Source organism: Variovorax sp. GW458-11-26-14-LB1, assembly GCF_059423965.1.
In genome coordinates, this window is record NZ_JBWKYW010000017.1 from 58008 (window position 1) to 83698 (window position 25691).

At 67.3% G+C, this 25691-nt stretch carries 29 protein-coding genes; 9 read left to right on the forward strand and 20 right to left on the reverse strand.

The genetic code is table 11. The annotated features are described in order from the left end of the window. Window positions 1-6: 6 nt before the first annotated feature. Genes AC07YS_RS13760 through AC07YS_RS13770 form a run of 3 tightly spaced genes read right to left on the reverse strand, consistent with a single transcriptional unit; the run spans window position 7 to window position 2763 of the window. Window positions 7-489: an aromatic-ring-hydroxylating dioxygenase subunit beta gene (locus AC07YS_RS13760; RefSeq protein WP_095745369.1), complete on the reverse strand. Its 483-nt coding sequence runs from the start codon at window positions 487-489 to the stop codon at window positions 7-9. Continuing rightward, complete coding sequence (locus AC07YS_RS13765; RefSeq protein WP_056580645.1) at window positions 486-1745, reverse strand: aromatic ring-hydroxylating dioxygenase subunit alpha; 1260 nt, start codon at window positions 1743-1745, stop codon at window positions 486-488. The genes AC07YS_RS13760 and AC07YS_RS13765 overlap by 4 nt, the downstream gene beginning before the upstream one ends. A 28-nt stretch (window positions 1746-1773) precedes the next feature. After that, on the reverse strand, window positions 1774-2763 hold the full coding sequence (locus AC07YS_RS13770) for a 2Fe-2S iron-sulfur cluster-binding protein (RefSeq protein ID WP_495268335.1): 990 nt from the start codon (window positions 2761-2763) through the stop codon (window positions 1774-1776). 133 nt (window positions 2764-2896) lie between these two features. Here AC07YS_RS13770 and AC07YS_RS13775 point away from each other — a divergent pair, with 133 nt between their 5' ends. Continuing rightward, on the forward strand, window positions 2897-3817 hold the full coding sequence (locus AC07YS_RS13775; RefSeq protein ID WP_062477812.1) for a LysR family transcriptional regulator: 921 nt from the start codon (window positions 2897-2899) through the stop codon (window positions 3815-3817). Here AC07YS_RS13775 and AC07YS_RS13780 read toward each other — a convergent pair. After that, a complete protein-coding gene (locus AC07YS_RS13780) occupies window positions 3814-4263 on the reverse strand; it encodes a 2'-5' RNA ligase family protein (RefSeq protein ID WP_495268336.1) in 450 nt (149 codons plus the stop codon). The two genes, AC07YS_RS13775 and AC07YS_RS13780, sit on opposite strands and share 4 nt — an antisense overlap. Before the next feature lie 335 nt (window positions 4264-4598). On the opposite strand from AC07YS_RS13780, the gene AC07YS_RS13785 reads away from it, so the two are divergent. After that, window positions 4599-5213 (forward strand): porin family protein, encoded by a 615-nt coding sequence (locus AC07YS_RS13785; RefSeq protein ID WP_062477817.1) that lies wholly within the window; start codon window positions 4599-4601, stop codon window positions 5211-5213. Here the strand turns inward: AC07YS_RS13785 and argE are convergent. The 9 genes from argE to guaB form a co-directional block, all read right to left on the reverse strand. Beyond that, window positions 5210-6316, reverse strand: coding sequence for an acetylornithine deacetylase (argE, locus tag AC07YS_RS13790; RefSeq protein WP_495268337.1), 1107 nt, complete (start codon window positions 6314-6316; stop codon window positions 5210-5212). The genes AC07YS_RS13785 and argE overlap by 4 nt on opposite strands. A gap of 4 nt (window positions 6317-6320) precedes the next feature. After that, window positions 6321-7244: a DMT family transporter gene (locus tag AC07YS_RS13795; RefSeq protein ID WP_495268338.1), complete on the reverse strand. Its 924-nt coding sequence runs from the start codon at window positions 7242-7244 to the stop codon at window positions 6321-6323. A gap of 2 nt (window positions 7245-7246) precedes the next feature. After that, entirely contained in the window at window positions 7247-7966 is a 720-nt protein-coding gene (locus AC07YS_RS13800) for an alanyl-tRNA editing protein (RefSeq protein WP_495268339.1), read from the reverse strand. A 77-nt stretch (window positions 7967-8043) separates the two neighbouring features. Then, window positions 8044-8874 (reverse strand): AraC family transcriptional regulator, encoded by an 831-nt coding sequence (locus AC07YS_RS13805; protein ID WP_495268340.1) that lies wholly within the window; start codon window positions 8872-8874, stop codon window positions 8044-8046. Between the two features lie 139 nt (window positions 8875-9013). Next, the gene (locus AC07YS_RS13810; RefSeq protein ID WP_495268341.1) at window positions 9014-9511 is read right to left on the reverse strand and encodes a hypothetical protein; all 498 of its coding nucleotides are present in this window, start codon (window positions 9509-9511) and stop codon (window positions 9014-9016) included. 86 nt (window positions 9512-9597) lie between these two features. After that, a complete protein-coding gene (guaA, locus tag AC07YS_RS13815) occupies window positions 9598-11217 on the reverse strand; it encodes a glutamine-hydrolyzing GMP synthase (RefSeq protein WP_062477832.1) in 1620 nt (539 codons plus the stop codon). Window positions 11218-11228: 11 nt separating this feature from the next. Continuing rightward, a complete protein-coding gene (locus AC07YS_RS13820; RefSeq protein WP_070060761.1) occupies window positions 11229-11663 on the reverse strand; it encodes a type II toxin-antitoxin system VapC family toxin in 435 nt (144 codons plus the stop codon). After that, complete coding sequence (locus AC07YS_RS13825; protein ID WP_056580613.1) at window positions 11660-11908, reverse strand: type II toxin-antitoxin system Phd/YefM family antitoxin; 249 nt, start codon at window positions 11906-11908, stop codon at window positions 11660-11662. The genes AC07YS_RS13820 and AC07YS_RS13825 overlap by 4 nt, the downstream gene beginning before the upstream one ends. Before the next feature lie 77 nt (window positions 11909-11985). Beyond that, window positions 11986-13455, reverse strand: coding sequence for an IMP dehydrogenase (guaB, locus tag AC07YS_RS13830; protein WP_062477841.1), 1470 nt, complete (start codon window positions 13453-13455; stop codon window positions 11986-11988). A 128-nt stretch (window positions 13456-13583) separates the two neighbouring features. Here guaB and AC07YS_RS13835 point away from each other — a divergent pair, with 128 nt between their 5' ends. Next, entirely contained in the window at window positions 13584-14102 is a 519-nt protein-coding gene (locus tag AC07YS_RS13835) for a DUF4124 domain-containing protein (protein ID WP_495268342.1), read from the forward strand. Window positions 14103-14120: 18 nt separating this feature from the next. Here AC07YS_RS13835 and AC07YS_RS13840 read toward each other — a convergent pair whose 3' ends face one another. Both AC07YS_RS13840 and AC07YS_RS13845 read right to left on the reverse strand, forming a co-directional pair. Continuing rightward, a complete protein-coding gene (locus AC07YS_RS13840) occupies window positions 14121-14468 on the reverse strand; it encodes an RnfH family protein (protein WP_070060765.1) in 348 nt (115 codons plus the stop codon). Continuing rightward, entirely contained in the window at window positions 14468-14914 is a 447-nt protein-coding gene (locus AC07YS_RS13845; protein ID WP_062477851.1) for a type II toxin-antitoxin system RatA family toxin, read from the reverse strand. The genes AC07YS_RS13840 and AC07YS_RS13845 overlap by 1 nt, the downstream gene beginning before the upstream one ends. 62 nt (window positions 14915-14976) lie before the next feature. Here AC07YS_RS13845 and smpB point away from each other — a divergent pair, with 62 nt between their 5' ends. From smpB to AC07YS_RS13875, 6 genes are all read left to right on the forward strand, one after another. Beyond that, window positions 14977-15453 (forward strand): SsrA-binding protein SmpB, encoded by a 477-nt coding sequence (gene smpB, locus AC07YS_RS13850; RefSeq protein WP_062477854.1) that lies wholly within the window; start codon window positions 14977-14979, stop codon window positions 15451-15453. Between the two features lie 94 nt (window positions 15454-15547). After that, entirely contained in the window at window positions 15548-15928 is a 381-nt protein-coding gene (locus tag AC07YS_RS13855; protein WP_493192250.1) for a COG4315 family predicted lipoprotein, read from the forward strand. A 24-nt stretch (window positions 15929-15952) separates the two neighbouring features. Further along, entirely contained in the window at window positions 15953-16459 is a 507-nt protein-coding gene (locus AC07YS_RS13860; protein WP_487846894.1) for a sigma-70 family RNA polymerase sigma factor, read from the forward strand. Window positions 16460-16474: 15 nt separating this feature from the next. After that, window positions 16475-17299 (forward strand): anti-sigma factor family protein, encoded by an 825-nt coding sequence (locus tag AC07YS_RS13865; protein ID WP_495268343.1) that lies wholly within the window; start codon window positions 16475-16477, stop codon window positions 17297-17299. A 77-nt stretch (window positions 17300-17376) separates the two neighbouring features. Next, window positions 17377-17772: a COG4315 family predicted lipoprotein gene (locus AC07YS_RS13870; RefSeq protein ID WP_062479812.1), complete on the forward strand. Its 396-nt coding sequence runs from the start codon at window positions 17377-17379 to the stop codon at window positions 17770-17772. A gap of 102 nt (window positions 17773-17874) precedes the next feature. Next, the gene (locus AC07YS_RS13875) at window positions 17875-18552 is read left to right on the forward strand and encodes a hypothetical protein (RefSeq protein ID WP_495268344.1); all 678 of its coding nucleotides are present in this window, start codon (window positions 17875-17877) and stop codon (window positions 18550-18552) included. Between the two features lie 13 nt (window positions 18553-18565). Here AC07YS_RS13875 and AC07YS_RS13880 read toward each other — a convergent pair whose 3' ends face one another. From AC07YS_RS13880 to infB, 5 genes are read right to left on the reverse strand one after another with little or no spacing between them, the layout of a single operon-like run. Next, complete coding sequence (locus tag AC07YS_RS13880; protein ID WP_070060770.1) at window positions 18566-19483, reverse strand: DMT family transporter; 918 nt, start codon at window positions 19481-19483, stop codon at window positions 18566-18568. Window positions 19484-19499: 16 nt separating this feature from the next. Further along, window positions 19500-21338 carry a translational GTPase TypA gene (typA, locus tag AC07YS_RS13885; protein WP_095745387.1) on the reverse strand — a complete coding sequence of 613 codons (1839 nt, stop codon included), beginning with the start codon at window positions 21336-21338 and terminating at the stop codon, window positions 19500-19502. Next, window positions 21335-22291 carry a tRNA pseudouridine(55) synthase TruB gene (truB, locus tag AC07YS_RS13890; protein ID WP_495268345.1) on the reverse strand — a complete coding sequence of 319 codons (957 nt, stop codon included), beginning with the start codon at window positions 22289-22291 and terminating at the stop codon, window positions 21335-21337. Before truB ends, typA begins: the two co-directional genes overlap by 4 nt. A gap of 2 nt (window positions 22292-22293) precedes the next feature. Next, on the reverse strand, window positions 22294-22665 hold the full coding sequence (gene rbfA / locus AC07YS_RS13895) for a 30S ribosome-binding factor RbfA (RefSeq protein ID WP_070060772.1): 372 nt from the start codon (window positions 22663-22665) through the stop codon (window positions 22294-22296). Window positions 22666-22686: 21 nt separating this feature from the next. After that, a complete protein-coding gene (gene infB, locus AC07YS_RS13900) occupies window positions 22687-25674 on the reverse strand; it encodes a translation initiation factor IF-2 (RefSeq protein ID WP_062479820.1) in 2988 nt (995 codons plus the stop codon). Between the last annotated feature and the right edge of the window lie 17 nt (window positions 25675-25691).

Sequence of the window (25691 nt, forward strand, 5' to 3'; positions counted from 1 at the left end):
TCGGTTTCAGATGGGGTAAATGATGGAGTTCGGGATCATTTCGCTGTCGAACACGCACAGGCGCGACGCGAACTTCAGGCCCTCGGGGGTCTGCACGACCTTGTCGATGTAGCGACCCACATTGAACACGGTCGACGGCCCATCGAGCTTGGTGCGGAACACCGCGTAGTTGGCCTCGCTGTGGATGGTGCCGTCGTCGTCGACGCGGTGCACCAGCGGCAGGCCCACCACGTGGCGCTGGTAGTACGGGTCGTGGAACAGCGTCTCCTTGATGCCGTAGACGCGGTCTTCGAGCATGCCCCGGCTTTCGAACGAGAGCGTGGCCAGCGGCAGGCCGCGTTCGTGGTTCTCGCGCGGCTGCAGGCGGTAGCTGCACTGCTCGGTGAAGAACGCGGGCCACAGGTCCCAGTCGCCCGAATCGACGGCGTGCGCGTACGCCGCATACAGGCGCGACAGGTCGAGGTAGGTGGACGTGTCGAGCGTGCTCATGCGGCCTCCATCACTTCGCGCCAGTAGCGGTACATGCCGCGGATCAGCGTCTCGGTCACCATGTGGTCGGTGTTCTCCACCTCGCGCCCGCCGAGCTCGGCCAGCGTGCGGTGGTAGGGCTTCTGCTCGAAGCCCTCCTGCGAGAACTCGATCACCTCGCCGTCGTCGGCCGACACGAAGCCGGCTGGCCCGAACAGGTTGGCCTGGCGCAGGCGGCGCTGCGTCATCTCGGGCGTGTCGTCCTCGAAGCCGAAATGCGTCCACACGAAATCGAAGGCGTCGTGGCCCACGGGCTGGATGTGGCGCGTCGACACGCTGTTGACCTGCTGCTGCAGGATGAGACTGGGGAACAGCGTCATCATCACCGCCGTCGGCCCACCCCACCAAGGCTCGGGCACGATGTCCAGAAAGCGCGGGTCTTTCAGCTGCATGCTTTCCTTGAAGCTCGAGACCTGCGTCACCTGCGCGGCCTTGCCGGCGCTGCCGCGCGTGGAGATCATGGCGGCGTGGCGGCCGCGCGCGTCCATCTTCAGTTCCGACTTGTTGTCGGCGCGCCAGAGCCCGAAGGTCACGAACCAGGTGTGCAGCAGGCCCGGGTGGTACGGGTCCTTGATGTTCTCCTGCATGAGCTTCCAGTTGCCCGGAATGCGCTGGCGGCTGTAGCCCAGGATTGTGAGCTTGCGGCCGTCGAACAGGCGGTCGAAGTAGTGAAGGATGTCAGGGCCGAGAAAGTCTTCGAACGATTCGATGTCGTGGTCGAACGACGCAAACACCACGCCGCCGCGCGACGCGACCTTGAGCTTGTTCAGGCCGTGGTCTTCGGTCTTGAAATCGGCCGGCATGCCGCCGTGCACCTTGCCGTCCTGCTTCACGCCACGACGGAACGGCACGCCCTGCAGATCACCCTTGAGCGTGTAGTTCCACTGGTGGTAGGGGCAGACGAACTCCTTCTTGTTGCCATGGCGCTCGCGGCAGAACTGCATGCCGCGGTGGGCGCAGACGTTCTCGAACACATGGATGGCGCCTTCTTCGTCGCGCGACAGGATGACCGAGCGCTCGCCGATGGCGGTGCGCTTGAAGTCGCCCGGGTTCGGGATCTCGGCCTCCAGGCCGACATAGCACCAGTGCTTGTCGTAGAAGAAGCGCTGCAGCTCCTTCTTGTGCAGCGCCTCGTCGGTGTAGGCCATGAAGGGAATGCGGCTGGTCTTCTCGCTCTCCCAGCGCAGTTCGATGGGGAAGACGGCTGGCGTGGTCATCGGGTCTCCTTTTCTCTTGTTCGGTTCTTCAGGTGCCTTGCAGGTAGAAGGCATCGGCATGCGTCTGCTCGGGCGCCAGGCCGTGCGCCTGCACCAACCGGCTCGCGGCCTCCACCATCGGCGGCGAGCCGCACAGGTAGGCGCGCCAGCCGTCGAGCCCCGCGGGCAGATCGGCGCGGATCGCGTCGGTGATGAGCCCCAGCCGCTGGCCGTCGCGCGCGGGGCCGGCGACCACCACGACGTGCACCTTCAGGCCGGAATGCTGCGCCTGCAGCTCGCGCAGCTCGGGCAGGCCGTACACGTCGGCATCGGAACGCACGCCGAGGTAAAGGTGGATCGGCTGCACGAGCCCCGCCGCGACCGCGCCGCGCACGATCGACAGGATGGGCGCGAGCCCCGTGCCGCCCGCCGCGCAGAGCATCGGCCCGCGGTGCTTGGTGCGCAGGTAGGCGGTGCCCAGCGGGCCGCTCACGCGCACGGTGTCGCCCACGCGCAGCTGTTCGAAGATGTGGGCGGTGACGCGCCCGCCCGGCACGCGGCGCACGTGGAATTCGAGCTCCGCGTCGCGGCTCAGCCCGGCCATCGAGTACGGCCGCGCCAGCTCGGGGCCGAACTGCAGCTGCGCGTACTGACCCGGCGAGAACTCCAGCGGCTTGTTGGGCTTGAGGCGCAGGCGACGAATGTCGTGCGTGAGCACGTCGATGCCCGTGACCGTGGCCTTGAGCACGCGCGCCGGGTGCACCACCACCTCGTCGGGCTCGGGAATCTCGATGGTGCAGCTTTCGGTCAGCGTGCTCTGGCAGGCCAGCACGTAGCGCTCGCCCTGCCCGTCGGGCCGGATCGCGTCCTGGCCACCGTCGAGCAGCTGGCCCGACACCACCTTGCAGCGGCAGGTGCCGCAGCGCCCCGACATGCAGCTGTACGACACCGGCACCTGGTGCTCGCGCAGCACCTCGAGCAGGTTCGCGCCGGGGCGGACCTCGAGGGTGCGGGCAAGGGGGTGAATGTGCAGGTCCATCGTCGGGCTCTCTTTTTCTGGCGCCGGCGGCAGGGCCGGCTTGTCTCTGGGCACGGATGATGCGCGGCCTCTTCCGATTGACCAATAGAATCTGGTGAATCGGCTGTATCACCGGCATGAATAAAGGTGCGCCATGCAACTCAAGGACATCGACCTCAACCTGCTGCTGGTGTTCGACCGCATGCTGGCCGAGAAGCGCGTGTCGGCCGTGGCCGAGTCGCTGGGCCTGTCGCAGCCCGCCATCAGCAACGCGCTGGCGCGCCTGCGCAAGCTGCTGGGCGACGAGCTTTTTCTGCGCACCGCGCGCGGCATGGAGCCCACGCCCTTCGCGCTGCAGCTGGCCGAGCCGGTGGCCTATGCCATGGGCGCGCTGCACACGGCGCTCAACCAGCAGGTGGTGTTCGACCCCGCCACGAGCACGCGCAGCTTCACGCTCGCCATGACCGACATCGGCGAGATCTACTTCACGCCGCGCCTCATGGAAACGCTCTCGGCCGCCGCGCCGGGCGTGACCATCAGCACGCTGCGCAACAACACCGCGACCCACCTGCGCGACGACCTGGAGGCCGGCCATGTCGACATCGCCATCGGCCTGCTGCCGCAGCTCAAGTCGGGCGTGTTCCAGCGCCGGCTGTTCCTGCAGCGCTATGTGTGCCTGTTCGCGGGCACGCACCCGCTGGCGCGCAAGCGCAGCGTCTCACTGAAGGACTTCAGCGCGGCCGACCACGTGCAGGTGCAGGCCGCCGGCACGGGCCACGGCAAGGCCGACGACGTGATGGCGGCGCAAGGCATCCAGCGCCGCATCCGGCTCAAGGTGCCGCACTTCGTGGCCATCGGCCACATCCTGCAGTCGAGCGAAATGATCGCGACCGTGCCCGAGCGGCTGGCGCGCAGCATCGCCGAGCCCTTCGGGCTGGTGTGGCGCCCGCATCCGGTGGCGCTGCCGCAGATCGCGATCAACCTGTTCTGGCACGCGAAGGTGCACCGCGACCCGGGCAACCAGTGGCTGCGCGGGCTGCTGTTCGATACCTTTGCGGATCAGGACGGCGCTTAGGCGGGCCAGCGGCCCAGCACCTCGTGCACGCCCTCGCCCACGTGGCTGTCGATGAGCACCAGCGAGTAGGCGGCCCACCGCGCGGGCGCTTCGAGCGCGTGCTTTTCGAGCTTGCGCCGCGCATAGGCGACGGTCATGTGCGGCGTGAACGCGCGCGAGGGCTTCAGGCCGACATCGGCCAACGCTTCGCCCAGGCGCTGCCTGAACGCGCGCAACGCCGCGACGTTGGCTTCGTCGTCGGCGCACAGCACCAGCGCGCCCTTGGCGTAGCTCATGGATTTTTCGAAGACGACATCGAGTACCGGCATCGGCACCGCAGCCGCCGCAGTCGACGCCTGGGCCACCTTGTCGGCGGGCACCTGGTCGTGGTCGCCGAGGTCGAACAGCGTGACGTGCAGGCGCTGCGCCTCGACCACCGTGCCCTTCAGGGCGTGTTGGGAGTTCATGCGCGCGCCAAGTGCGGCGATCGTTTCGGCGTCTTGCGGGGTGGGAAGCAGTGCAAAGAAAAGCGAGTGCGGCAGCGGCGCCTTGCGAGGGGCCTGGGTGCCGCGAGGCCGCGGCAGGGGCCGTGGCGGGGGATCGATTCCGGGAAGAAGAAGCTGAGCTGACATGTGTCGATCATCGCGCATGGCAAGGGCCCTTCATGAGGCCTTCAGCAAACGCGAAGCTCGTCTTCAGCTTGGTTTTTGAGAATCGTCGGACGGTGGCGGCAAGGCGAACAACGACACGCCGCCCATCCACGCATTCATTCAATCAATCGATCAACCAACAGGATCTCATCTTGACGAAAACGCAAGCCCGCCTCGCACTCGCAGCCCTCTGGCTCGGCACCGCCTCCGTCGGCGCCTTCGCCGCCGGTCTCGACAAGGACACCGGGCTGTATGTCGGCGGCGCCATCGGCCGCTCCAGCTACAGCCTGTCGTCCTCGAAAAACGCCCCCGTGCCCGTGCCATGGGGCGGCAAGAAGGCCGACAAGAGCGGCACGTCGTACAAGCTGTATGGCGGCTACCGCCTGACCGAGCACTTCGGCGTGGAAGCCGGCTACGCCCGCCTCGGCAGCGTGAGCCAGTGGAGCTCGGCCTACGGCGGCTCCAGGCTGCAGACCGGCACCGGCCAGGTCTTCTACGCCGCCGCCACCGCCCGCATGCCGCTGGGCGACGCCTTCGCCCTCAACGGCCGCCTCGGCGTGGCACGCGGACGCATCTCCGGCGACAACAAGTGGGCCCCGGCCAATCAGCGCATTTCGGGCAGCGGCACGGGCCTGATGGTGGGTGTCGGCGCCGAGTACCGCATGACGCAGAACCTCGCGATCACGGCCGACTACGACTACTTCGGCAAGCTGTCGAAGCAGGCCAAGGGTGGGATGTTCACGGTGGGCTTGAAGGCGAACTTCTAAGCAGTCGCCGCCCAAGCGCCGACGCCGGCCAGGAACCGGTCGGCGGCGCGCAGTTCGCTGGCGGCAATCCACTCGTTGGGCTGGTGGGCCTGCGCGATCGCGCCGGGGCCGCACACCAGCGATGGAATACCGGCCTGCTGGAAGAAGCCGGCCTCGGTGCCGAACGGGATCTCACCCGGAGGCCACAGTGCGCCCCAGCGCCTGGCGGTCTCCGCGGCAGCGCCCTCACCTTCTTGGGCGCAGAGCGCCGGCACGCCGGCCAACTGCGTCATCTCGACGGCCACTTCGGGCGACACGCCCGCGAGCAGTCGCGCCAACTCCCCCTTCACCATCGCCGTACTGGCCGCATCCGTCGGCCGGAACTCCCACGTCACCTCGCAGCAGCCGGGGACGATGTTGATCGCCGTCCCGCCGTGGATGCAGCCGACATTGAAAGTCGTGCGATCGCCCTGCTCACGCAGCGTGCGCCCGAAGCGCGCGAGCTGGGCGATCAGCTGCGCGGCCGGCTCGATCGCACTGACACCCAAGGCCGGATCGCCGGAATGGACCGGCCGCCCGCTGAAGGTGATGCGGTGGCCGAAGAAACCGCGATGGGCCAGCCCCACGCGCATCTGCGTCGGCTCGCCGATGACGGCCAGCGCCGGGGCCTGCACTTGAGCACGCAGCGCGGCGACCAGGCGCGGCACGCCGAAACACCCGACCTCTTCGTCATACGACAACGCAAGGTGAATGGGACGCCTTAGTTCGCGCCCGCGCCACGAAGGCACCGCCGCCAGGCAGGCGGCGATGAAGCCCTTCATGTCGGCGGCGCCCCGTCCGTGCCAGCGGCCCTCGCGCTCGACGAGCGTGAAGGGGTCCGAATCCCAGGCCTGCTCGTCGACGGGCACCACGTCGGTGTGGCCGGACAGCACGATGCCGCCCGCCACGTCGGGGCCGAGGGTCGCCAGCAGGTTGGCCTTCTCGCCGTCGTCGCTGGGGATCAGCCGCGCCTCGACGCCGTGCGCCACCAGGTAGTCGGCCACCCAGCGGATGAGGCCGAGGTTGGAGCGGTGCGAGGTCGTGTCGAATCCGACCAGGATGCACAGGAGTTCGACGGTGTTCATCGGCTCAGACCGCGACCTTCGCGCGCCTCGTCGGCTGGAAGGTCGTGACGAAGAAGCCGAGCAGGATGAGCGCGATGCCGGAGACGTGGAAGCCTCGCACGGGCTCGCGCAGCACGAGGAGCGCCAGCAGCGCCGTGAACAGCGCGACGAGATGGAAGGACACGCCCGTCACCGTCGCGCCCAGCGTCGCGACACAGCGGCTCCACAGGATGAAGGCGAACAGCGACGCGAAGAGGCCGATGTAGAGCACCGCGCCCACCGAGGCCGCATCGGTCGGAATGCGCGCGCCGCGTGCCAGCTCGGCCACCCAGAACGGCATCAGCACCACCAGCCCGGCGGCCATGGTCGCGGCCAGGAACACCAGCGGACTGAGGGCGGCCGGCTTGCGCCGCAGCAGCACCGAGTACACGGCGTAGTTGGCCACGGCCAGCAGCACCAGCAGCTCGCCGCCGCCCAGCCGCAACGCCAGCAGGTGCGCCAGTTCGCCGCGCGCCACGATCCAGGTCACGCCGAGGAACGAGATGCCAATGCCGAGCAAGGCTTTCCAGGTGATGCGCTCGACACCGAGCACCACGGCGGCGAGCGGCACCATCAGCGGCAGCGTCGAGTTGAGAAACGCGACGCTGGTGGCGGGCACGGTCTGCAAGGCCAGGTAGCCGAGCGCGTTGTAGCCGGCGATGCCGAAGGCGCCGCAGGCCGCGATCAGCCGCCAGTGCCGCGCGAGCAGCCCGCGCTCGCGCCATGCCTGTGCGCCGACGAACGGCGCCAGCACCGCCAGCGCCACGACCCAGCGCCCCACCGCGAGCGACACCGGCGGAAAGACCGGCCCGAGCGCGCGCCCCAGCACGAGGTTGCCGGCCCAGAAGGCCGGCGGCAGCCAGAGCAGCCACACGGGATGCGCCCAGAGCGCCTGCAGCGATTTGCACATGCTCACAGCCCCTGCAGCCCGATGCGCACGCGGCGGTTGGAGCGGCCCTTGTTCTCGATCTTGAGAATCCGCACCGGGCGCGAGGCGCCGGTGGACGCGAGGTGCGTGCCGCCGCAGGCCTGCCGGTCGAGCCCGGCGATCTCGACGATGCGGACCAGGCCCTCGGCCGAAGGCGGCGGCGCCACCGAGCGGGAGCGCAGCAGCCCCTGCTCGCCATGGGCGGCGGTGACCGAGACGTAGTGCGTCTGCACCGCGAGGTCCTGCGCGATCACGTCGTTCAGTTCGGGCTCGAGGGCCCGCAGGCGGTCGTTGTCGGCGCCGGGCAGATCGAAGTCGATGCGCGCGGTGCCGTCGTCGTTCATCTGCACGCCCGTGACCAGCGCGCCGTCGAAGTCACGGAAGACCAGCGCGTTGAGCACGTGCAGGTCGGTGTGCAGTTCGCGCATGCATTGCCGGAAGACCGGATCGACCTCGGCCTGGACGTCGCCCGTGATCTCGATGCGATCGGGCAGCTGGACCCAGACGAGGCCGCCGTCCTCGGAAAAACCGGTGACGGGCACCTCGCCGCCCTGCCAGCGGACGACGCCGCGGTCCGGCAGCTGCCCGCCGCCGCCGGGATAGAAAGGATGCTGCGACAGCCGCACGGCACCTGGCCGCGATTGGAGGACCTGGGCGTCCAGCCGCAGGATGTCGGCATGTTCCTGGCAGAAGAGTCGTGTCATGGGTGGCCTTGCTGAGAGGCTTCAGCATGGCAGGACGACCCGAAACGCTATTGGCTGAAATTGCGCCCGCGGCGCGGTCAGTTCGTCCGGGCGCGGACGTACTGCAACGGCGTCATGCCGAAGGTGCGCTTGAAGTGCTTGTTCAGCGCACTCTGGTCGTAGAAGCCCGAAGCCAGCGCGGCCTCGGCCACGGGCTGGCCCGCATCGAGCTGCCGCAGCGCGGCCCGCAGGCGCAGCTGCGTCAGGTAGGTGTGCGGGGTCAGCCCGAGCGTGCGGTGGAAGGCACCGATCAGCTGGAAGGTCGTCAGGTCGGCGGCCTGCGCCATCTGCTCGAGCGTCAGCCGTTCGGCATGGCCATCGCGCATCCGTTCGAGCACGGGCGCGAGCACGCGCGCCTCCCAGGGCGCGGCCGCTACGCGCGACCCGGCTTGCCCGTGCGCGGCGAACAGCGCACCGAAGCTGCGCACGAGCAGCTCCTGGTGCAGCAGCGCATCGGGTTCGCCGTCGAGCGCGCGGTGCAGCGCCAGGAAGCGCGCGATGAGGTCCGGGTCGCGAAAGACGTTCGATGTGAAGTGCCGCGGCTGGTCGATGCCCAGCGATGCGAGCACGCCCTGGAGCCCCTGCCCGGCCAGGTAGAACGACCGGTAGCGCCAGCGCGGACTGCCGGCCATGCGGCCCGAGTGCGGCTCGCCGGGGTTGAAGACGAGCAGCGCCTGCGCGTGGGCCACGTCCGTGCGGCCCCGGCTCCTGAACTCCGAGCCGCCCACCTCCGTGACCGCGACCACGAGGGAGTCGTGCACATGCGGGGCGTAGTCGTGCGTAGTGAAGTCGGCATGGAGCAGGTCCATGCCCGGCACGCCGGGTGCATGCCAATACCGCGAGGTGTTGCGAGGATCGGAGCGGGCCAATGGGCGTCCTTTCGCGCGAAAGGCGGCGCCACTGATGGTCGCCGCATCAGATGCGATTAGATCGCAAGCGGCATGCGAGCGCGCGCCACATTGACGGTCACACCCACTCCATCATCGACGGGATCGAAGGCTTCAGCGCCTAGTACTGCGCTCGCAGAACGGTTCCAACGCGCTCCAGCACTTGGACTGCACGCGTGTTCATGGCTTCCAATCGGCGATCTGCGTCATTCTGCGAACGCGCGAACGTGACCTCGTTCAAGCTGATCACAAACGCCTTCAACTCTGTTCGCAGCGCATCTTCAGCAACGCGTTCAATAAGAACATTTACGTCCCGTACCGTCTCCATATGACCGGAATTCAGCTCTTCGGGAAGTGCCTCAGAGCCCCACTTTCCTGTCGCACGGAACGACTGCAAGTCGCTCAGGTGAATCTGAAAAGTACGCCTGAGCAAGCGATGCAAATCGTCTTGCAATCTCAGCAACGTGTCCCGCTGAAAAGCCTTCCGCTGCTCCTCCCTGGAGGCTGACGCAGCTGAATTCTGTAGCGCCGCTGCATTGCGACTCGCAATGACATTGGTTGCGATGCTCGCGAGCGCACCGATCAAGGTACCGATAAATCCCCAAACAGCGGCTTCCATAAGAGATCTCCCTCGAAAAATTTGCGGTGCCTGCTCGGCCGCGCGGCCAGGGGCAGGTCGTTTAGCAAACTAACGATCCCTCTGCTTCACTCCCACTCGATCGTCGCCGGCGGCTTGCTCGACACGTCGTAGGTCACGCGGTTGATGCCGCGCACCTCGTTGATGATGCGGCCCGACACCTTCTTGAGCAGCGCATACGGCAGCTCGGCCCAGTCGGCGGTCATGAAGTCGCTGGTCTGCACGGCGCGCAGCGCGACGACGTAGTCGTAGGTGCGGCCGTCGCCCATCACGCCCACGCTCTTCACGGGCAGGAACACGGTGAAGGCCTGGCTCGTGAGGTCGTACCAGGTCTTGCCGGTCTCGGCGTCGGTGAAGTTGCGCAGCTCTTCAATGAAGATCGCGTCGGCGCGGCGCAGCAGGTCGGCGTATTCCTTCTTCACTTCGCCCAGGATGCGCACGCCCAGGCCCGGGCCGGGGAACGGATGGCGGTAGACCATCTCGGGCGGCAGGCCGAGGGCCACGCCGAGTTCGCGCACTTCGTCCTTGAACAGGTCGCGCAGCGGTTCGAGCAGCTTCAGGCCGAGCTGCTCGGGCAGGCCGCCCACGTTGTGGTGGCTCTTGATGGTGACGGCCTTCTTGCTCTTGGCGCCGCCCGACTCGATGACGTCGGGGTAGATGGTGCCTTGCGCCAGGAAGGTCGCGCCCTTGTGGCCGCCGTCGCCGGCCTTGAGCTTGGCGGCTTCCTGCTTGAACACGGTGACGAACTCGCCGCCGATGATCTTGCGCTTGGCTTCGGGGTCGCTCACACCGGCGAGCTTGCCCAGGAACAGGTCGCTGGCATCGACGCGAATGACCTTCGCATGCAGCTTGCCTTCGAACATTTCCATGACCATGTCGCCTTCGTTCAGGCGCAGCAGACCATGGTCGACGAACACGCAGGTCAGCTGGTCGCCGATGGCGCGGTGGATGAGCGCGGCGGCCACGCTCGAATCGACACCGCCCGAGAGGCCGAGGATGACTTCTTCGTCGCCCACCTGCTCGCGGATCTTCTGCACGGCTTCGGCGATGTGGTCGCGCATGACCCAGTCGGGCTTGGCTTCGCAGATGCCGAGCACGAAGCGGTCGATGATGGCCTTGCCCTGCACGGTGTGCGTGACTTCGGGGTGGAACTGCAGCGCGTAGTAGCGGCGCGCCTCGTCGGCCATGCCGGCGATGGGGCAGCTGTCGGTGCTGGCCATGAGCTTGAAGCCGGGCGGCAGCTCGGTGACCTTGTCGCCGTGGCTCATCCACACGTTGAGCATGCCGAAGCCCTCGGGCGTGGTGAAGTCGGCGATGTCCTTCAGCAGCGCGGTGTGGCCATGGGCACGCACGGCCGCGAAACCGAACTCGCGCTTGTGGCCGCCTTCGACCTTGCCGCCGAGCTGGTGCGCCATGGTCTGCATGCCGTAGCAGATGCCGAGCACCGGAATGCCGAGGTCGAACACGGCTTGCGGGCACTTGTCGGTGGTCTCTTCGTACACGCTGGCGTGGCTGCCCGAGAGGATCACGCCCTTGAGGTGGCCGTCGGCCGCGTATTCGCGCACCCACTCGTCGGTGACGTCGCAGGGATGCACTTCGCTGAGCACGTGCGCTTCGCGCACGCGGCGTGCGATGAGCTGGGTGACTTGCGAGCCGAAGTCGAGGATGAGGATCTTGTCGTGTTGCATGGCGAAAGGACTCAGAGCGTTGAAATGTCGAACAGCTTGACGCCCGCGTGCGGCGCCGCCTGGATGAGATGCTCGTCGAAGGTGGCGAGCGGAAGGTTGAGCGATTTGGCGAGCCAGAGGTAGCCCGCATCGTAGAGCGAGACGCCCGCGTCGATGGCCACGGCGAGCACGGCCTTGTGCTGCGCCGGCGCGAGGTCGTGCAGCTCCACGCGGTGGCGGATGGCGTCGAGCACGCTCCACAGGCCTTCGACGGCCGATGCCGGGATGCGGCCGCTGCGCACGCCGTTGGCGAGGATGTTGGCGCACTCCCATTGCCAGGCATTGGGCGCCTGTGGCTCGACCTCGTCGCGGCGGATGGCGGCGTAGAGCCTGCGGGTGTGTTCGCTGGCCTGGTCGGGCAGCAGCCAGGCGGCGGTGACCGAGGCGTCCATGACGAAGGCGGTCATGGCTGGCGTCCTTCGTTCAGAAGTTCGCGGGTCGTGGGGCCGGGCTGGATGGTGGCGTGCAGCGCGTCGATCTGCCCGAGCTCACGGGCGATCTGCTCGTCGGTGATGACGGGTTTGCGGCGCACCGGCAGCATGCGCACGACTTCCTTGCCGTGGCGGGTGATGCGAACCTCCTCGCCCTTTTCGACCAGGTCGATCAGGGCCGAGAAGTTGTTCTTGGCTTCAGCGATGCCGATGGATTGCATTTGGGCCAGAAAATTTGAATCTGGCCCAAATTCTAGCTTCAGTCTGGCCTGACTTTCAAGATCTGGCCAGATTGAGCTTACTCAGCGCGGTAGTTCGGGGCTTCCTTCGTGATCTGCACGTCGTGGACGTGGCTCTCACGGATGCCGGCCGTGGTGATCTCGACGAACTCGGCCTTGTTCTGCATGTCCTCGATGGTCGCGCAGCCGCAGTAGCCCATGCTGGCGCGCACGCCGCCGGCCATCTGGTAGACGATGGAGACGATCGAGCCCTTGTAGGGCACGCGGCCTTCGATGCCTTCGGGCACGAGCTTGTCGGTGTTGGGGTTGCCGGTGGTCGATTCCTGGAAGTACCGGTCGGCACTGCCCTGCTGCATCGCACCGATGGAGCCCATGCCGCGGTAGCTCTTGTAGCTGCGGCCCTGGTAAAGCACGATTTCGCCCGGCGCCTCTTCGGTGCCGGCGAACATGCTGCCCATCATCACGGTGCTGGCGCCGGCCGCAATGGCCTTGGCGATGTCGCCCGAGTAGCGCACGCCGCCGTCGGAGATCAGCGGAATGCCCGTGCCCTGCAGCGCGGTGGCGACGCTGTCGACCGCCATGATCTGCGGCACGCCCACGCCGGCCACGATGCGGGTGGTGCAGATGGAGCCCGGGCCGATGCCGACCTTGACCGCATCGGCGCCGGCGTCGGCCAGTGCACGCGCGGCGTCGCCGGTGGCGATGTTGCCGCCGATGACATCGACCTGCGGATAGTTCTTCTTGACCCAGCGCACGCGCTCGATCACGCCGGCGCTGTGGCCGTGGGCGGTGTCGACCACGATGGCGTCGACGCCGGCCTTCACCAGGGCTTCGACGCGCTCTTCGGTGCCGTCACCCACGCCGACCGCCGCGCCCACGCGCAGGCGGCCGTTGGCGTCGCGTGCGGCATTGGGGAAGCTGGTCTGCTTGGTGATGTCTTTGACGGTGATGAGGCCCTTGAGCTCCCAGTCGCCGTTGATGACCAGCAGGCGCTCGAGCTTGTGTTTGTTCAGCAGCGCCTTGGCTTCGGCCAGCGTGGTGCCGTCGGGCACGGTGATGAGCCGGTCGCGCTGCGTCATGATTTCGCTGACGGGCACGTCGTAGCGGTTCTCGAAGCGCAGGTCGCGCCCCGTGACGATGCCGACGACCTTGCCGCCGTCGATCACCGGGAAACCCGAGATGCCGAGCTGATCGGACAGTGCCATCACCTGGCGCACGGAGTGCGTCGGCGTGATCACCACCGGGTCGCGCAGCACGCCCGACTCGTAGCGCTTGACGCGGGCCACTTCGGCGGCCTGTTGCTGCGCGGTGAGGTTCTTGTGCACGATGCCGATGCCACCCTCCTGCGCGATGGCGATCGCGAGGCGGGCTTCGGTCACGGTGTCCATGGCCGCCGAGACGAGCGGCAGGTTCAGCGTGATGTTGCGGGAGAACTTGGTGGCGAGAGACGTGTCCTTGGGCAGGACTTGGGAGAATGCTGGCACCAACAACACGTCGTCGAAGGTGAGCGCTTTGCCGAGAAGGCGCATGGGTGAGGCTCCAAAAGACGGATTGTAACGAGGCCCTCGCCCGCTTCGCCGGCGCGGGTTCTTTTTGACCGTTGCAAAACCGCCTATTCCGGATGTTGCAAAAAGTAAGGCCCAGCTAAACTCCGCGCATGAATCTCCTGCATTGGCTGGTACTGGGTTGCGCGTGCGCGCTGCCGCTCTCGGCGAGCGCGCAATGGCAATGGGTCGACAACAGCGGCAAGAAGGTCTTCAGCGACCAGCCGCCGCCCACCGACATCCCCGAAAAGAACATCCTGCGCCGCGCCGGCCCCTCGCCGTCGGCCCGGGCGCCCGCCCCGGCCGCGCCGGCCCCGGAGGGAAGCAGCGACACGGCCGCAGCCCCCAAGGCCGCGCCGCCGCCCAAGCCCACGGGCGTGGACAAGGAACTCGAGGAAAAGACCAAGAAGGCCGAGGCCGAGCAGAAGGCCAAGGAAGCGGCTGAAGCGGCCAAGATCGCCAAGGCCAAGGCCGACAACTGCGCCCGTGCACGCGAGAACAAGAACACCATCGACAGCGGCATCCGCATCGCCAAGGTCAATGCCAAAGGCGAGCGCGAGTTCATGGACGACGCTGCACGTGCCGACGCGCAAAAGCGCGCTCAAACGGTCATCGACGCCGACTGCAAGTAAGCCGGCAACGGCGGCTGCTCAGTAGCCGTCCTTGCCACCCTTGCGCTTGTTCGCGAACAGGCCCGTGCCGCGCGCGCCTTGCCGCTGGAAGCGTTCACGGCGCGCCACCTTCGGATCGACCGTGAGCGGCCGGCACAGCTCGATGCGGTCGCCGTCCTTCAGAGGCTGCTCCCACGCCACCACCCGACCCCAGATACCCGGCGTCATGGCATGCCGCCAGTCCAGGTCGGGAAAGCGTTGCATGAGCTCGCTGGCCTTCACCGCCTCGGCCACCACGGTGCCGGGCGCGAGCTGCAGGACCTGCTCGAACACCTCGCGCGCCGCCGGCGAACAGCTCAGCGTGACCTCGATGCGGCGATCGGCCATCAGCCTTCGCCGTAGACCTGTTCGGCGCGCTTGACGAAGGCCTCGACCAGGCTCGAGGCGATGGTGTCGAACACCGGCCCCACCAGGGCCTGCAGCGCGAAGTTGCTGAAGCCGTAGCTCATCTGCAGCTCGACGCGGCAGGCGCGTTCGCCCTGCTCGCCCACCGGGTGGAATTTCCAGGTGCCGTCGAGATTGGAGAACGGCCCGTCCACCAGCTTGAGCTGCACCTCGCGGCCTGCGATGTGCGTGTTGCGGGTGGTGAAACTCTGGTGCAGCCCGGCGAAGGCCAGGCCGACTTCGGCGGTCATGCCGCCCTCGTCCTGCTCGATGACGCGCGACTTGTCGCACCAGGGCAGGAACTGCGGGTACTTCGCCACATCGGTGACGAGCGCGTACATTTCTTCGGCGCTGTACCAGATGAGGACGGACTTGTGGACTGTTTTCATAGAATCGGCACAGCGTGCGCGACGGATTGTATTGAAGCCATGCGCCCCCAACTTCTCGAGCCATGGCCACCAAGAAACAAGACACCTCCTCCCGCATCGCCGACAACAAGAAGGCCGCCTACAACTATTTCTTCGAAGAACGCTTCGAGGCCGGCATGGTCCTCGAGGGCTGGGAAGTCAAGTCGCTGCGCGAAGGCAAGGTGCAGCTGACCGACGGCTACGTGGTGATCCGCGACGGCGAGCTGTTCGTGGTCGGCTGCCAGATCAACCCGCTCAAGAGCGCCTCGACGCACGTCAATCCTGATTCGGTCCGCACCAAGAAGTTGCTGCTGCACAAGGAAGAGATCAAGCGCCTCGTCGGCAAGGTCGAGCAAAAGGGCTACACGCTGGTGCCGCTGAACCTGCACTGGAAGGCCGGCAAGGTGAAGTGCGAGATCGCGCTCGCCAAGGGCAAGGCCGAGCACGACAAGCGAGACACCATCAAGGACCGCGAAGGCAAGCGCGAAGTCGAGCGCGCGATGAAGAGCCGCAACCGCTGATTTTTCTTTTTTGGGCGGCATGGAATAAAACGCGCTCTGCGGGCGTTTGTGCGGTGTCATCGATCCTCGATGCCATCAACCCAGGAGTCTTTCCATGTCGCCTATCCGCATTTCCTCCGTCGGCATCGCCGCCGCACTGCTCGGCAGCCTGCTCGCCCTCCCCGCGTTCGCCCAGCCCAAGGCCGCCGATGGCGCGCTGGTCGGTGCGAACGGCATGACGCTCTACACCTTCGATAAGGACACGGCCGGCAGTGGCAAGTCGGCCTGCAACGGCGGCTGCGCCACCAACTGGCCGCCCTTCATGGCCGCCGACAGCGACAAGCCGAGCGGCGACTTCACCATCGTCACGCGCGACGACGGCAAGAAGCAATGGGCCGCCAAGGGCTGGCCGCTGTACTACTGGGTGAAGGACACCAAGCCGGGCGACAAGACCGGCGACGGCGTCAACGGCACCTGGAAAACCGCCAAGCCCTGAGTCGGACAGGCTCCCGGCCCGCCCATGGACGCCCGCCTGCTGGTCGAGCACATCCCGAGCCTGCGCCGCTATGCGCGCGCGCTCACGGGCAACGCCTGGGCGGCCGACGACCTGGTGCAGGACACGCTCGAGCGGGCCTGCGGCAAGTGGCGGCTCTGGGTGGTGGGCACCGACCTGCGCGCCTGGCTCTTCACGGTCATGCACAACCTCTTCGCCAGCCAGGTGCGGCGCCGGCCGCCGCCGCATGCAGTCGTGCCGCTGGAGGATGTAGCGCCCGAGCAGCTGCAGGGCGGCGTCGATCCGGGCCTGGGCCTCGACCTGCAGCGCTGCCTGATGCAGCTGCCCGAAGAGCAACGCGCCGTGCTGCTGCTGGTGACGCTCGAAGACCTGTCCTACGCCGAGGTGGCGAAGGTGCTCGGCATCCCGATCGGCACCGTGATGTCGCGCCTCTCGCGCGCCCGCCTTCGCCTGCAGGAGCTGATGGACGGCGCCGCCGCGTCCAGCCGCCCCGGCCTGCGCCGCCTCAAGTGACGTGAAGCACCCGCCATGAACCGCCCCACCCTGCCCCCCACCGACGACGAGCTGCACGCCTGGGTCGACGGCCAGTTGCCGCCCGAACGCCGCGAGGCGGTCGAGGATGCGCTGGCGCGCGATCCGGCCGTGGCGGCCCGCGTGGCGGCCTGGCATGCCCAGCGCGACGCGTTGCGTCGCCTACACGGCGGCCTGCTCGACGAACCCGTGCCTGCGCCGCTGATGGGCGTGCTCGAGCGGCGCCGTGCCGAGGCTGGTCGCTCGGCCCCCTGGCTGCGCTGGGGCGGCATGGCCGCCGGCCTGCTGGTCGCCTTCGCGGCCGGCTGGCTCGGCAATGCCCAGTGGTCGGGCGCGTCGCAGGCGGCCGGGGCCTCCCTGGCGCGCGCACCGGCTGTGCGCGAGTTCGTGCGCGATGCCTCGGTGGCCCACGTCGTCTACACCCCTGAGAAACGGCACCCCGTCGAAGTGGCCGCCGCCGAGCAGCAGCACCTGGTGCAGTGGCTGTCCAAGCGCCTCGACCACCCGCTCAAGGTGCCCGATCTGTCCTCGCTCGGCTACACGCTGGTCGGCGGACGCCTGCTGCCCGGCGAAACCGGCGCGCGCGCCCAGTTCATGTTCGAGGACGCGGCGGGTGAACGCATCACGCTGTACATCGGCACGCTCGACGCGCAGGCCGCGGACGCCGCTGCCTCGCGCGAAACCGCCTTCCGTTTTGCTTCGGACGGCGCCGTGCCGAGCTTCTACTGGATCGACCGGGGTTTCGGCTATGCCGTGGCCGGTCGCCTGCCGCGCGATGCGCTACTGAGACTCGCGACCCTGGCCTACCGCGAGTTATCGTAGCGACGGCATAAACTGCCGGTTCGCGCATTCACCTGGCTTGTTTTCGCGATTGATTTTTCAACTGAAGGAGAAACTGCATGAAATTGCTCAGCGCCTCGATCCTCGCAGCGGCACTGCTCGCCGGCTGCGGCGGCATGTCCACCAAGACCGCTGGAGCGCCCGACACGCCCACCCGCACCGCCGACGGCGTGCTGGTCGGCCCGAACGGCATGACGCTCTACACCTTCGCCCGCGACACCGCCAATGCCGGTACCTCCGCCTGCAACGGCCAATGCGCCACCAACTGGCCGCCGCTCGCCGTGGCCGACGCCGCCAAGCCCATGGGCGGCTACACCATCATCGTGCGTGAAGACGGCAAGAAGCAGTGGGCCTACAAGGGCTGGCCGCTGTACTACTGGGCCAAGGACACCAAGGCCGGCGACAAGACCGGTGACGGCGTGGCCAACGGCGCCTGGAAGGTTGCCCGTCCCTGATGCGGTCGATGTGATGGCGCCGGCCTGACCAGCGCCGCCCCCCCCCACGAAAGCCTCGGCCTGCGCCGGGGCTTTTTTCATGGTGCACGGCAGAATGGCCCGATGACTTTTGCCGACACCCACCCGGATGCCTTCCACGCACTTGTGTCCCACGGCCTCATCACCGACGCGCAGCATGCCGCCGTGCTCGCGCATCCCGAGGTCAGCGCCCTGCCGCCGATCCCCGGCCCCGCGCATGCACTGGCCTGGATGCGCCTCAAGAATCTGATCGCCGAGGAAGAACTGGATGCGGCTGTGGAACGCCTCGAAGCCGCCTCGCCAGCCGTCGCGGCGTTCACCGAAGCGGAAGACATCGCCTACGACGCAGACGACCTGCTGGACCTCGGCAAGACCGGCATCACGCACGAGGCCGTGATCGCGCTGTTCAACGAAGGACTGATCGACACCGAGACCCGCGACCTGGCGCTGCGTGCTGCACCCCTGACCGGCGCGCCCGCCGCCCTGGGCCCCACACTGGGCTGGCTGGTGACCGACGGCCTGCTCGACACGGCGCCGTTCGAAGCGCTCCGCGCCCGTGTTGCCGCCGAGCCGGCCTTTGCGACGGCAGCCGACCACCGGCGCATCCTCGACGAAGCCCAGGCGATCGTCGCCGCCGACGAGCAGGAGACTGCCGACATGCTCAAAGAGTTCGCGCGCAGCCAGCAAGCCAGCTGGCGCAACTTCGGAATGATCGTGGTGGCCGTCGTGATCGTGATCGGCTGGTACCTCTTCGGCCGCTGAGGGCGGCGAAAGGTCAGTGCGCGCCCGGCAGCGCGCTGTCCGCCAGCGTGGTGCGGCGCCCACGCAGCGCGAGCAGCTCGTTGAACACCAGCGCGCCGATCACGAGCACGCCGCCCGTCAGCACGCTGGCCGCGGGCGTCTCGCCGGCGCCGAGCCAGGCCAGTGCGATGCCGAAAATCACCTCGAGCAGCGCCAGCAACGCCACCTCGGGCGCCTTGAGCACCTGCGCGCACAGCACCGAGAGCACGCAGGGAATCGCCAGCTGAAACACCCCCAGGAAGGCCAGCAGGCCCAGGTCATGGGGGCCGGCGTGGAACGGCCAAGCCAGCGGCAAGGTGACGAGTGCGGAGAGGGTCGCGCCGATCAGCACCGCAGGCACGAGGTCGACATCCTGCCCCTTGGCGTGCGCATGCTGCACCACGGTCCATTGCGTCGCGCCGGCCAGCGGCACGCACAGCGCCACCAGCGTGCCGACAAGCGACCCGCCACCACCGCCCAGCAGCTGCGTGCCGTACATCCAGCCGATGCCCAGCCCGGCGACCACGATGGCCGCCCAGGTGCGTGCGGGCAACCTGTGCCCGATGAAGAGGCGCGCGGCCAGTGCGGTGAACAGCGGCCCGAGCGACATCGTGACCAGCACGCTCGCGGTGGAGGTGAGGGTCAGCGCCACCATGAAGGCCGTGAACATCACGGCCCAGCAGACGCCCGAGATCCACAGCGAGCGCCCGCCGCGGCGCAGCAGCGAGAACACCGCCCGCCCCCGCCAAAGCGGCAAGATCACCAGCAGCGCCAGCATCGTGAAGAGGCTGCGCCAGAAGGTGATCTCGAAACTGTGCGCCTGCGCCAGGTGCCGGGTGACAACGCCCGCCGTGCCCCACATGAGGGTCACGGCGACCATCAGCCCGACGGCGGCGCCGTGCGTCAAGCGCATGGCCGATCGAAGGCGATCAGCCGTTCGACGTGTCGCGGCCGGCGCGCTTGCGGTCGCTTTCCTTCAGGAAACGCTTGCGCAGGCGCACGCTCTTGGGCGTGATTTCGACCAGCTCGTCGTCCTCGATGAACTCGACGCCGTATTCCAGCGTGAGGTCGATCGGGGGCGTGATCTTGATCGCGTCTTCCTTGCCCGAGACGCGGAAGTTGGTCAGCTGCTTGGTGCGCGTGGCGTTCACGACCAGGTCGTTGTCGCGGCTGTGGATGCCGACGATCATGCCTTCGTACACCGGATCGTTCGCCTTCACGAACATGCGACCGCGGTCGTCCAGCTTGCCCAGCGCGTAGGTGAAGATTTCACCGTCGTCCATCGAGATCAGCACGCCGTTCTTGCGGCTGCCGATCTCGCCCTTGTGGGCTTCGTAGCTGTCGAAGATGTTGCTGATGAGGCCCGAGCCACGCGTCAGGTTCAGGAATTCGTTCGTGAAGCCGATGAGGCCACGCGCCGGAATGCGGTACTCCAGGCGCACGCGGCCACGGCCGTCCGGTTCCATGTTGACCAGCTCGCCCTTGCGTTCGCCCAGTGCCTGCATCACGCCACCCTGGTGGGTTTCCTCGATGTCGGCCGTGACCAATTCGATAGGCTCGTGCTTTTCGCCGTTCACGGTGCGGAACACCACGCGCGGCTTGGACACGGCCATTTCATAGCCTTCGCGGCGCATGTTTTCCAGCAGGATGGTCAGGTGCAGTTCGCCGCGGCCCATGACTTCGAAGATGCCTTCTTCGTCGGTCTCGCTCACGCGCAGGGCCACGTTGTGCTGCAGTTCCTTTTGCAGGCGGTCCCAGATCTGGCGGCTGGTCACGAACTTGCCTTCGCGGCCGGCCAGCGGGCTGGTGTTCACGCAGAAGTTCATGGTCAGGGTCGGTTCGTCGACCTTGAGCATGGGCAGCGGCGCAGGCTTGTCTTTGTCGGTCACGGTGACGCCGATGCCGATGTCGGCGATGCCGTTGATCAGCACGATTTCGCCGGGGCCGGCTTCGGTCGATTGCACGCGATCCAGGCCCTGGAAGGTCAGCACCTGGTTGACGCGGCCCTTGACGGTCTTGCCGTCCGGACCTTCCATGACCAGCACGTCGGTCATGGGCTTGAGCGTGCCCTGGCTGATGCGGCCCACGCCGATGCGGCCGACGAAGGTCGAGAAGTCGAGCGCGGAAATCTGCAGCTGCAGCGGCGCGTTCGGGTCACCCTTTTGCGACGGCACGTGCTTCAGGATGGTGTTGAACAGGGCCGACATGTCGGGGCCCCACTGCTCGCCAGGCGCGCCTTCTTCGAGCGACGACCAGCCGTTGATGCCCGAGGCGTACACCACGGGGAAGTCGAGCTGTTCGTCGGTCGCGCCGAGCTTGTCGAACAGGTCGAAGGCGGCATTGACCACCTTGTCGGGGTTCGCGCCGGGCTTGTCGACCTTGTTCACGACCAGGATGGGCTTCAGGCCCAGCGCCAGCGCCTTCTTGGTCACGAAGCGCGTCTGCGGCATCGGGCCTTCCTGCGCGTCGATCAGCAGCACCACGCCGTCGACCATCGACAGTGCGCGTTCCACTTCACCGCCGAAGTCCGCGTGGCCCGGGGTGTCGACGATGTTGATGTGCGTGCCTTCCCAGGTCACGGCGCAGTTCTTGGCCAGGATCGTGATGCCACGTTCCTTTTCGATCGCGTTGTTGTCCATCACCGTGTCGACGACCTTCTCGTGCTCGGCGAAGGTCCCCGACTGGCGCAGCAGCTGGTCGACCATGGTGGTCTTGCCATGGTCCACGTGGGCAATGATGGCGATATTGCGGATTTGCTTGGTACTCATGGTGTCGCTTCGGTCTGTGGTGCGTTCAAAAGAATTTGCTGAATTTCGATGGGGTTCAGCAAGCGCCCCGGGATCAGTTCGCCGGCGCTCACGTGGGCGGTGCCCAGGAACGCCTGCGGGTCGGTGCCGAACACGGCCACCGCCTCGGCATCGGCCCAGCCGCCGCGGCGGCGCAGGCCCGAAAGAAAACGTGCGGCATCTTCGGCCGCAAGCGTGACGCGGCTGTGGCCGTCGACCAGCGCTTCGGGAGGCAACAGGCGCGCCAGGCGCTCGTCTTCGGTCATGGCTTCGAGCGCCTCGATCGTGACGCACTGCGCCTGCCCGAAACCGCCCGTGGCCGTGCGGCGCAGGAAGGTCAGGTGCGCGCCGCAGCCCAGCGCCTCGCCGATGTCCTCGCCCAGCGTGCGAATGTAGGTGCCCTTGCTCACGCTCGCAACAATGCGGATGCTGGTGTCGTCCAGCTGCGTCAGCGCGAGCTGGTGAATGACGACGTCGCGCGGCGCGCGCTCGACCTCGATGCCTTCGCGGGCGTACTCGTACAGCGCCTTGCCGTCTTTCTTGAGCGCGCTGTGCATCGGTGGCACCTGGCGGATCGGGCCGGTGAATTGCGCCTGGACGCGGGCCAGGTCTTCTGGCGACACCTGCACCGGCCGCTCGGCGATCACCTCGCCCTCGGCGTCACCCGTGAGGGTCTTGACGCCCAGGCGCGCGACCGCCTCGTAGGTCTTGTCGGCGTCCAGGTGCAGTTGGCTGAATTTGGTGGCGGCGCCGAAACACAGCGGCAGCACGCCTGTGGCGAGCGGATCGAGCGTGCCGGTGTGGCCCGCTTTTTCGGCGCGCAGCAACCACTTGGCCTTTTGCAAGGCCTGGTTGCTGGAAAACCCCAGCGGCTTGTCGAGCAGCAACACCCCATGCACAGGGCGCCGCTGCACCCGTGTGCGTGGCGCGTTCATCGCTAGTCGTCTTTCGAGCGCGAAGCAACGGCCTGTGCGATGAGCGCATTCATGTCGGCCGCACGCTCGGTGGTGCGGTCGAACAGGAAGTGCAGCGTCGGCACGGTGTGGATGTGCAGGCGCTTGAACAGGCCATTGCGCAGGAAGCCTGCGGCCTGGTTCAGCGCTTCGGTGGTCTCGGCCACGTCGCCCGTGAGCAGGCTGAAGAAGACCTTCGCATGCGCATAGTCAGGCGTGACCTCGACCGCCTGGATCGTGACCATGCCCACGCGCGGGTCCTTCAACTCGCGCGCGATCAGCTCCGTCAGATCGCGCTGGATCTGGTCGGCGACCTTGAACGCGCGGTTGGGTGCGGCTGCTTTTCTTTTCGGCATGGACTCTTTCGCGTCGAACGCTTACAGCGTCCGGGCGATTTCCTTGATCTCGAAGAATTCGAGCTGATCGCCTTCCTTGATGTCGTTGTAGTTCTTGAGCTTGATACCGCACTCAAAACCTTCGCGGACTTCGCGGACATCGTCCTTCATGCGCTTGATCGAGTCGACTTCGCCGGTGTAGATCACCACGTTGTCGCGCAGCAGGCGGAAATGCGCACTGCGGTTGACCGAGCCCGAAGTGACGTACGAGCCGGCCACGGTGCCGATCTTCGAGGCCACGAACACCGTGCGGATCTCGGCCGAGCCGATGATCTCTTCGCGGCGCTCCGGTGCCAGCATGCCCGACATCGCGACCTTGATCTCGTCGACGGCGTCGTAAATGATGCTGTAGTAGTTCAGCTGCACGCCATTGCCTTCGGCCAGCTTGCGCGCACCGGCATCGGCCCGCACGTTGAAGCCGATGACCACCGCCTTCGACGCGATCGCGAGGTTGATGTCGCTTTCGCTGATGCCGCCGACGCCGGCGTACACGATCTGCACCTTGACTTCTTCGGTCGCCAGCTTGAGCAGCGACTGGGCCAGTGCTTCCTGCGAGCCCTGCACGTCGGCCTTGATGATGATGCGCAGCGTCTGCACTTCGCCCGCCGACAGGTCGGTGAACATGTTCTGCAGGTTCGCGGCTTGCGCCTTGGCCAGCTTGGTGTTGCGGAACTTGCCGGCGCGGTAGGTGGCGATTTCGCGCGCACGGCGCTCGTCGGCCATCACCATGAACTCGTCGCCCGCTTGCGGCACTTCGGTCAGACCCTGAATCTCGACCGGGATCGACGGACCTGCCGACTTGGTGGCCTTGCCGTCTTCGTCCAGCATGGCGCGCACGCGGCCGTAGGTGGAACCCGCCAGCACCACGTCGCCGGTCTTGAGCGTGCCGGACTGAACCAGCACGGTGGCGACCGGGCCGCGGCCCTTGTCGAGCTGGGCTTCGATGACCAGGCCCTTGGCGGCGGCATCCACCGGCGCCTTGAGTTCCAGCACTTCGGCTTGCAGCAGCACCTGCTCGAGCAGGTCGTCGATGCCCTGGCCGGTCTTGGCCGACACCGGCACGAACGGCACGTCGCCGCCGTACTCTTCTGGCACGACCTCTTCGGCCACCAGTTCCTGCTTCACGCGGTCCAGGTTGGCGTCAGGCTTGTCCACCTTGTTGATCGCAACCACGATCGGCACACCCGCCGCCTTCGCGTGCTTGATGGCTTCCTTGGTCTGGGGCATGACGCCGTCATCGGCCGCCACCACCAGGATCACGATGTCGGTGGCCTGCGCACCGCGGGCACGCATGGCGGTGAACGCCTCGTGACCCGGGGTATCGAGGAACGACACCATGCCGCGTTCGGTTTCGACGTGGTAGGCACCAATGTGCTGCGTGATGCCGCCGGCTTCGCCCGCGGCGACCTTGGCGCGGCGGATGTAGTCCAGCAGCGAGGTCTTGCCGTGGTCGACGTGACCCATGACGGTCACGACCGGTGCGCGCGGCAGGGCTTCGGCCTGTTGCGCCGACACGTCCTCGTCGGTGAAGGCTTCGGGGTCGTCCAGCGCGGCAACCACCGCGTTGTGGCCCATTTCCTCCACGATGATCATCGCGGTGTCCTGGTCGAGCGACTGGTTGATGGTCGCCATCATGCCCAGCTTCATCAATTGCTTGATGACTTCCTGCGCCTTCACGGCCATCTTGTGCGCGAGCTCGGCGACCGTGATGGTCTCGGGCACGTGCACTTCGAGCACGCGCGCCTCGACCGGTGCGGCCGGCGCGTGCTGCTCGTCATGACCGCCACGGTCGTTGCCACGACGGCCACGCGGGCCTCCGCGCCAGTTGCCGCGGCTGACACCGCCGCTGGCATCGCCGCGGGTCTTGATTTCCTTCTTCTTGGCAGGATCGCCGGCCCAGCTCGACGAGAGCTTGGCGGACTTGACTTCCTTGCCGGCACCGGCAGCGGCGGGCGCTGCAGCGCCAGGGGCCGCAGGGGCGCCTGGACGGCCCGGCGGCGTGGCCGGCTTGTGCAGCGTGCCCTTGACCGTCGACTTTTCAGGCTGCGGCTTCTCGGGCGCCTTGTGCGGCACCAGCACGCGAGCCGGTGCGTTCATCATGGCGCGGATGGCTTCGGCTTCGGCCAGGGCCTTGCGGCGACGCTCGTCGAGGTCCTTGGCGCGGGCGGCCTCTTCGTCGGCACGGGCCTTCGATTCGGCGGCAGCCTTGGCCTTGGCGTCTTCCTTGGCCTGCGTGGCGGCGTTCTGTGCGGCCAGCTTCGTGTCGGCAGCCTGCTTTTCGGCAACGGCAGCGGTCTCTGCAGCCGCAGCAGCGGCGGCCACAGCGGCCGGTGCGGCCGGGGCAGCCACCGGCTGCTTCGCGGCTTCCTTGGCCGAGGCGGCGGCGGCTTCAGCGGCCTTCTTCTCGGCGGCGATGCGCGCAGCTTCCTGTTCGGCCTGTTCGGCGCGCTCGGCCTTTTCGGCCTGCTCGCGTTCGCGGGCTTCGGTTTCTTCGCGCTGGCGACGCTTCTCGGCCAGCTCTTCTTCCTGGCGGCGGATCAGCTCGGCCTGTCGGCGTGCGTCTTCCTCGCGGCGGGCCAGTTCGGCTTCGTCGATCTGGGGCGCGGCTGGTGCGGCGGACGTTTCGGCCGCCTGCTGCTGCGCGCCTTCGGCCGTGGCCGGGTGGCCCTCATCACGCTGGATGAAGGTGCGCTTCTTGCGCACTTCGACCTGGATGGTGCGGGCGCGACCGGTGGCGTCGGCCTGCTTGATCTCGCTGGTCGACTTCTTGGTCAGCGTGATCTTCTTGCGCTCGGGCTCGGCCGTGCCGTGGCTGGCCTTCAGGAAGCCGAGCAAGCGCTGCTTGTCGGCCTCCGTGAGTGCATCGGTGGCGGCCGCTTTGGGCACGCCTGCGCTCTTGAGCTGGTCAAGCAAGGTTTCGGGAGTCTTCTTGAGCTCGTTCGCGAACTCGGCGACAGTGGTACTGGACATATTGCTTTCGTGCCTCC